The organism is Streptomyces sp. NPDC007264 (genome assembly GCF_042869095.1).
GTDB lineage: Bacteria > Actinomycetota > Actinomycetes > Streptomycetales > Streptomycetaceae > Streptomyces.
Genome location: NZ_JBIAFD010000011.1, coordinates 296,646 through 303,081 on the forward strand (window position 1 = coordinate 296,646; position 6,436 = coordinate 303,081).

General features: G+C 70.2%; 5 protein-coding genes. 4 read left to right on the forward strand and 1 reads right to left on the reverse strand.

Annotated features, from left to right (window positions below):
- The first annotated feature begins 31 nt into the window (after window positions 1-31).
- From ACFYMU_RS21180 to ACFYMU_RS21190, 3 genes are all read left to right on the forward strand, one after another.
- Window positions 32-1,009, forward strand: a complete 978-nt coding sequence (locus ACFYMU_RS21180) for a cation diffusion facilitator family transporter (RefSeq protein ID WP_388375143.1) — start codon at window positions 32-34, stop codon at window positions 1,007-1,009.
- A 372-nt stretch (window positions 1,010-1,381) separates the two neighbouring features.
- Window positions 1,382-2,839 carry an adenosylhomocysteinase gene (gene ahcY, locus ACFYMU_RS21185; protein ID WP_388375146.1) on the forward strand — a complete coding sequence of 486 codons (1,458 nt, stop codon included), beginning with the start codon at window positions 1,382-1,384 and terminating at the stop codon, window positions 2,837-2,839.
- A gap of 207 nt (window positions 2,840-3,046) precedes the next feature.
- Window positions 3,047-3,661: a hypothetical protein gene (locus ACFYMU_RS21190; RefSeq protein WP_388375149.1), complete on the forward strand. Its 615-nt coding sequence runs from the start codon at window positions 3,047-3,049 to the stop codon at window positions 3,659-3,661.
- Between the two features lie 154 nt (window positions 3,662-3,815).
- Here the strand turns inward: ACFYMU_RS21190 and ACFYMU_RS21195 are convergent, their stop codons facing one another.
- The gene (locus ACFYMU_RS21195; protein ID WP_388375152.1) at window positions 3,816-4,844 is read right to left on the reverse strand and encodes an RDD family protein; all 1,029 of its coding nucleotides are present in this window, start codon (window positions 4,842-4,844) and stop codon (window positions 3,816-3,818) included.
- Between the two features lie 119 nt (window positions 4,845-4,963).
- Between ACFYMU_RS21195 and ACFYMU_RS21200 the strand changes: the two genes are divergently transcribed.
- Window positions 4,964-5,971 carry a stage II sporulation protein M gene (locus tag ACFYMU_RS21200; RefSeq protein WP_388375155.1) on the forward strand — a complete coding sequence of 336 codons (1,008 nt, stop codon included), beginning with the start codon at window positions 4,964-4,966 and terminating at the stop codon, window positions 5,969-5,971.
- Window positions 5,972-6,436 lie beyond the last annotated feature (465 nt).

Below are 6,436 nucleotides of genomic sequence, written 5' to 3' on the forward strand. Positions count from 1 at the left end.
CGCGGACGGCTAGGAAGGGACACGCGAACACATGAGCGCGTCAGGCGGCACCAAGGCGATCGTGGCGGCACTCGGAGCCAACCTCGCGATCGCGGCATCGAAGTTCGTGGCGTTCGCCTTCAGCGGCTCGTCGTCGATGCTCGCCGAGGGCGTCCACTCCGTCGCCGACTCGGGCAACCAGTTCCTGCTGCTGGTCGGCGGCAAGCGCGCCCAGCGCGAGGCGACCCCGCAGCACCCCTTCGGCTACGGCCGCGAGCGCTTCATCTACGCCTTCCTCGTGTCGATCGTCCTGTTCTCGGTCGGCGGCATGTTCGCGATCTACGAGGGCTACGAGAAGATCCTGCACCCGCACGAACTGGAACACTGGTACTGGCCGGTGGGCGTCCTCGCCTTCGCGATCATCGCCGAGGGCTTCTCCTTCCGCACCGCCATCAAGGAGTCCAACGACCTGCGCGGCAAGCAGTCCTGGATGCAGTTCATCCGCCGCGCCAAGGCGCCCGAGCTGCCCGTCGTCCTCCTGGAGGACTTCGGCGCGCTCATCGGCCTGGTCCTCGCGCTCGGCGGCGTCGGCCTCGCGCTCCTCACCGGCGACGGCGTCTGGGACGGCATCGGCACCGTATGCATCGGTGTGCTCCTCGTTCTGATCGCCCTCGTCCTCGCCGCCGAGACCAAGTCCCTGCTGCTCGGCGAGGCCGCGGGCGCGGAGGAGGTCGAGAAGATCCAGGCCGCCGCCGTCGACGGCGACATGGTCACCGGCATCATCCACATGCGCACCCTCCACCTGGGCCCCGAGGAACTGCTGGTAGCCGCCAAGATCGCGGTGCGGCACGACGAGACGGCCGCCGAGGTCGCCACCGCCATCGACGCGGCCGAGGCCCGCATCCGCGCCGCCGTTCCCATCGCCCGCGTCATCTACCTGGAGCCGGACATCTACAGCGAGGTCGAGGCCGCCAAGGGCCCCGACCGCGAGGCGACGCCAGGCGGCCCGGCCCGGACGACCGGGCACTGACCACGCCCCCGCATGCCCGGGACCTGCCCCACGAGCGCGAGAACGAGGGGCGGACCGGGGCGGACGGCCGTCCCGGGCGACCGCCCGGGACACCGGTGTTCCTCCCGGGAATCCGACCGAAAGCGACCGGATGTCGCCGGAGGCGGACTGGGGAGCCTGCGGCCGTCCGGTGTAGCTTGGGACGGAGCCAGACGTCGCTGCTGATGGCGGTCGGGCGGTCCGCTACGGGCCGGCCGAGGGAGAGAGGGCCTCCGACGGACTGCGCTGCGCGCACGTGGGCATGCCTGTGTCCTCTTTCGGGCACCCCTGTGCCCGCCGCCGCGCAGACCAGCCGTACCCACCCTCGACCCACACCCCGAGGAGCAGCTCGTCATGACGACTGTCGAGAACCGACAGGACTTCAAGGTCGCCGACCTCTCCCTGGCCGAGTTCGGCCGCAAGGAGATCACCCTCGCCGAGCACGAGATGCCCGGACTGATGGCGATCCGCAAGGAGTACGCCGAGGCGCAGCCCCTGGCCGGCGCCCGCGTCACCGGCTCCCTGCACATGACCGTCCAGACCGCGGTCCTCATCGAGACCCTGGTTGCCCTCGGCGCTCAGGTCCGCTGGGCGTCCTGCAACATCTTCTCCACCCAGGACCACGCGGCCGCCGCCATCGCCGTCGGCCCGGACGGCACGCCCGACAACCCCCAGGGCATCCCCGTCTTCGCCTGGAAGGGCGAGACGCTGGAGGAGTACTGGTGGTGCACGGAGCAGGCGCTGACCTGGCCGGACAGCCCCACCGGCGGCCCGAACATGATCCTCGACGACGGCGGTGACGCCACCCTCCTGGTCCACAAGGGCGTCGAGTACGAGAAGGACGGCAAGGTCCCGGCGGTCGAGACCGCCGAGTCCGACGAACACCGCGTCATCCTCCAGCTGCTGCACCGCACCCTGGACGAGAGCCCCCAGAAATGGACCCAGCTGGCGTCCGAGATCCGTGGTGTGACCGAGGAGACCACGACCGGGGTTCACCGTCTGTACGAGATGCAGCGCGAGGGCTCGCTGCTGTTCCCGGCGATCAATGTGAACGACGCGGTGACCAAGTCGAAGTTCGACAACAAGTACGGTTGCCGTCACTCGTTGATCGACGGTATCAACCGTGCGACCGACACCCTCATCGGTGGCAAGACCGCGGTGGTGTGCGGGTACGGCGATGTGGGCAAGGGCTGTGCGGAGTCGCTGCGCGGCCAGGGTGCCCGGGTGATCGTCACGGAGATCGACCCGATCTGTGCGCTGCAGGCGGCCATGGACGGTTACCAGGTGACGACGCTGGACGAGGTCGTGGACAAGGCTGACATCTTCGTCACCACGACGGGCAACAAGGACATCATCATGGCTGCCGACATGGCCAGGATGAAGCACCAGGCGATCGTGGGGAACATCGGGCACTTCGACAACGAGATCGACATGGCGGGGCTGGCGAAGGTTCCGGGTGTCGTCAAGGACGAGGTGAAGCCGCAGGTCCACACCTGGACCTTCCCCGACGGCAAGAAGATCATCGTGTTGTCCGAGGGCCGGCTGCTGAACCTGGGCAATGCGACGGGTCATCCGTCGTTCGTGATGTCCAACTCCTTCGCGGACCAGACGCTGGCCCAGATCGAGCTGTTCACCAAGCCCGATACGTATCCGACGGGTGTGTACACGCTGCCCAAGCACCTGGACGAGAAGGTGGCCCGTCTGCATCTGGACGCGCTCGGTGTGAAGCTGACCAGGCTCCGCCCCGAGCAGGCGGCGTACATCGGCGTCGACGTCGAGGGCCCGTACAAGTCGGACCACTACCGCTACTGAGCACGCACGGCACCACCGTGCACGCGCACGGTCGGCCGCCGTCGCCCGCGCGCCCGCCGCGCACTCCGCGGTGAGCGCGCCCGTGCACTGAGACGCCCCTCAGCAGCAGGTCCCGAGGCAGGCCCCCGCACCCCCGTGTCGGGGGCCTGCCCCTGTGGCCGGACCAGGCACACCGGCCCGACCAGTCCGTCACGACCCAGGACGTCCATGCCCCGCGGCCGATATTCGCTTCACGACCCGCACGACCACACCCTCCTCGCCGAAGAGCACTTCCAGTGCGCGCCCGGTCCCTCCGGCTGGCGCTACGTCTCGCAAGTGACCACCCCTTCCGGTGACCACGCCGGTTCCGTCGACCTCGCGCTCGACGAACTCGGCCGTCCCGTCCGGCTCGAACTGCACGCCGCCGGCTGGCAGGTGCGAGGCGCCGCCCTCGAGGGCGTCACCTGGGTCCGCACGGATCCCACCGGTGCCCGCGCCACCGAGGGCAACGTCCGCGCCCACGCCTTCACCGGCACCTCCCCGGCGTTCCTCGTCGCCACCGCCCGTCTCCTCCGCCTCACCCCGTCTTCCGCGGCGACGCGCGTACGCCTCGTCGCCTTCACGGACCCGGTCCTCGCCCCCCGTACCGTGGACCAGTCCTGGGCCCTGATCGAAAGAGAAGCACACCCCACTGACAACGCCCCCCTGATCGTGGACGAATACCAGGTCACAGCCCTGGACACCGGAGAGCGGCACAGCGTCCACATCGCCGGTGACGTGGTGCTCGCGGCACCCGGGATCGAGCTGGAAGACCTGGAGTCACCGCCGTCGGTGTTCACCTGACGGAGAGGGGGGAGAGGGGGAGCACGCGCCGGCGGCCGGCGCCCCGCCTGCCTCGCCGACGGACCCGGCGGTCACGCGGGCGGCAGGCAAGCCCCGCGCACGGCCCGGCAGGGAAGCCCCGCGCACGGCAAGTACAACGGCAAGTACAGGGGAGCTACGCGGGCGGCGCGAACCCGGTGGCGGGACGGTCCGGCGTCTTCGCAGGCCCCGCGGCCGGTTGCGGGGCCTGCGGCGCGACGGGCACCGACGTCCGGGACCCCGCGAACGCCTCGGGCGGAACGGGCGCCCCCGGCAGATCCTCCGGGGCGTTCGAGCCGGGCGGCGACCATGGACTTCCACCGGCGCGCGGAGCGGTGCCCTGCTGAGGGGCCGGAGCGTGCCCGCCCGGAATCCAGGGTCCCTGGTGACTCGCCCCCACGGCCCCGCCCCCGCCCGAGCCGCCGAACGCCCGCCGTGCCTCCCGCGCCTGCCGTTCCTGCACCACCCCCGCCAGATATGCGGCCGGCGGCACCCCGGGGGGCGCGGGCGTCCCCGTGCGCGCCGCGAGATCGGCGGCGAGACGTTCCGCCATCGCCCGGCCCACCTGCGGATCCAGCTGGTGCATCCGCGTCAGGTACTGCCGTATCGCCAGCCACAGCCCGTTCGGAACCGCCGAAAGGTCCAGTCCGGCGAACCGCCCGGCCAGCCAGGGCGGCGGCGGAGGCACAAAGCCCGTACGGCCGGCCGGCACCCGTTCCCTGACCACCAGCGTGCCCGCGAACACGTCACCGAGCCGCCGTCCCCGTGCCGACACCAGTGAGGCGATGCACGCGACCACCCCGAACGTCATCAGGATCTCGACCACGCCCACCGCACCCCGGACCAGCGCGTGCCGGAACCGGATCGGCCCGCCGTCGTCGCGCACCACGCGCAGTCCACAGGCCAGCTTCCCCAGCGAACGGCCGTGGCTCAGCGTCTCCACTGCTATGGGCCCGCCCACGAGGACGAGAAGGAAGGCCGCGATGGACACGGCCGTCTGCGCGGCCTCGTCCATCCCGGACGTGGACACCGCCAGAGCGATCATGACGACCACGTAGACGACCACGTCCACCACGAGGTCGAGCAGCACGGCCAGCGCCCGGCTCGGCAGCTTCGCGGGGCGCAGCTCCAGCGCCACCGCCTCGCCCGTCACTAGCTCACTCACGCCCGCCGTCCTTCCCCTCACCCACCCCGGGATACGCCAGTCTGCCAAGCTGAGCACACATCGTGCCGCCGTGCGACAAGCCGGCACGCAGTACGAGAGGACGAGGAGCGGCCCATCCCATGGACCTCGACGTGTTCGTGTCCGCCCACCGAGCCGAGTGGGACCGCCTCGAGGCCCTGCTGCGCCGCAGGCGCCGGCTCACCGGAGCCGAGGCCGACGAACTCGTCGCGCTGTACCAGCGCACCGCCACTCATCTGTCCGTGATCCAGTCCAGCGCGCCCGATCCCCAGATCACCGGGCGCCTCAGCCGGCTGGTGGCACGCGCGCGCAGCGCCGTGACAGGCACCCGCCGCGCCTCCTGGCACGATGTCGCACGCTTCTTCGCGCACGGCTTCCCCGCCGCGGTCTACCGTTCGCGCCGCTGGTGGACACCCGCCGCATTGCTCTCCACGGTGACGGCTGTGCTGCTGGGGTGGTGGATCGGCACCCACCCGGAGGTCCAGTCCGCGATCGCGGCCCCGGGCGCGCTGCGCGACATGACGCGCCCCGGCGGTGAGTACGAGACGTACTACTCCAGCCATCCCGCCGCCGCCTTCGCCGCGCAGGTCTGGACGAACAACGCCCAGGCCGCGGCGATGTGCCTGGTCCTCGGCGTCTTCCTGGGCCTCCCGGTCCTGTGGATCCTCTTCGAGAACATGCTGAACCTGGGAGTGGGCATCGGCCTCATGTCCTCGGCGGGCCGCCTCGACACCTTCCTGGGGCTGATCCTCCCGCACGGTCTCCTGGAACTGACGGCCGTCTTCGTGGCCGCCGGCACCGGTCTGCGGCTCGGCTGGACCGTCATCGACCCCGGTCCCCGCTCCCGCCGTACCGCCCTCGCCGAGGAGGGCCGTGCCGCGCTGGGCATCGCGATCGGTCTTGCCCTGGTCCTGTTCGTCTCGGGCGTCATCGAGGCCTTTGTGACCCCCTCCGGCCTCCCGACCTGGGCTCGGATCGGCGTGGGCGTCGTCGCCGAGCTGGCTTTTCTCGCCTATGTCTACGTCCTAGGAGGCCACGCGGCCCGGGCCGGCGACACGGGCGACGTGGAGGCGGCAGAACGCAGTGCGACGGTTCCGACGGCTGCATGACGGTGGGACAATGAAGGGGAACGGGTAGAAGAGGCCGAGGAGGCCTCCGGGACATGTGCATCCCGAGACGGAGTCCCGGATGTGCGTGTCGCCGCCTGGGCCTGCTACTCTCCTCTTCGCCCCACAAGAGCCGTTGACACGGGTCGGGTGGGGAGGTAGATTCGAACAGTTGCCTGGAACTGGGATTGACCAGTAGGTGACGGTGAGTGTCTGTCTGCTTCCGGGACACAGATCCCGAGGAGCCCCTCCCGATGAACGAGAAATCGACGCCGCACAGTCGGCGTTGAGAGTTCTGATAAAGTCGGGACCGCCGGAAAGGGAAACGCGAAAGCGAAGACCTGGAAAGCACCGAGGAAATCGGGTCGAGAAAGATCTGATAGAGTCGGAAACACCGAAGGGAAGCGCCCGGAGGAAAGCCGCGAGAGTGTTCTTGTGGTGAGTACGAAGGAAGCGTCCGTTCCTTGA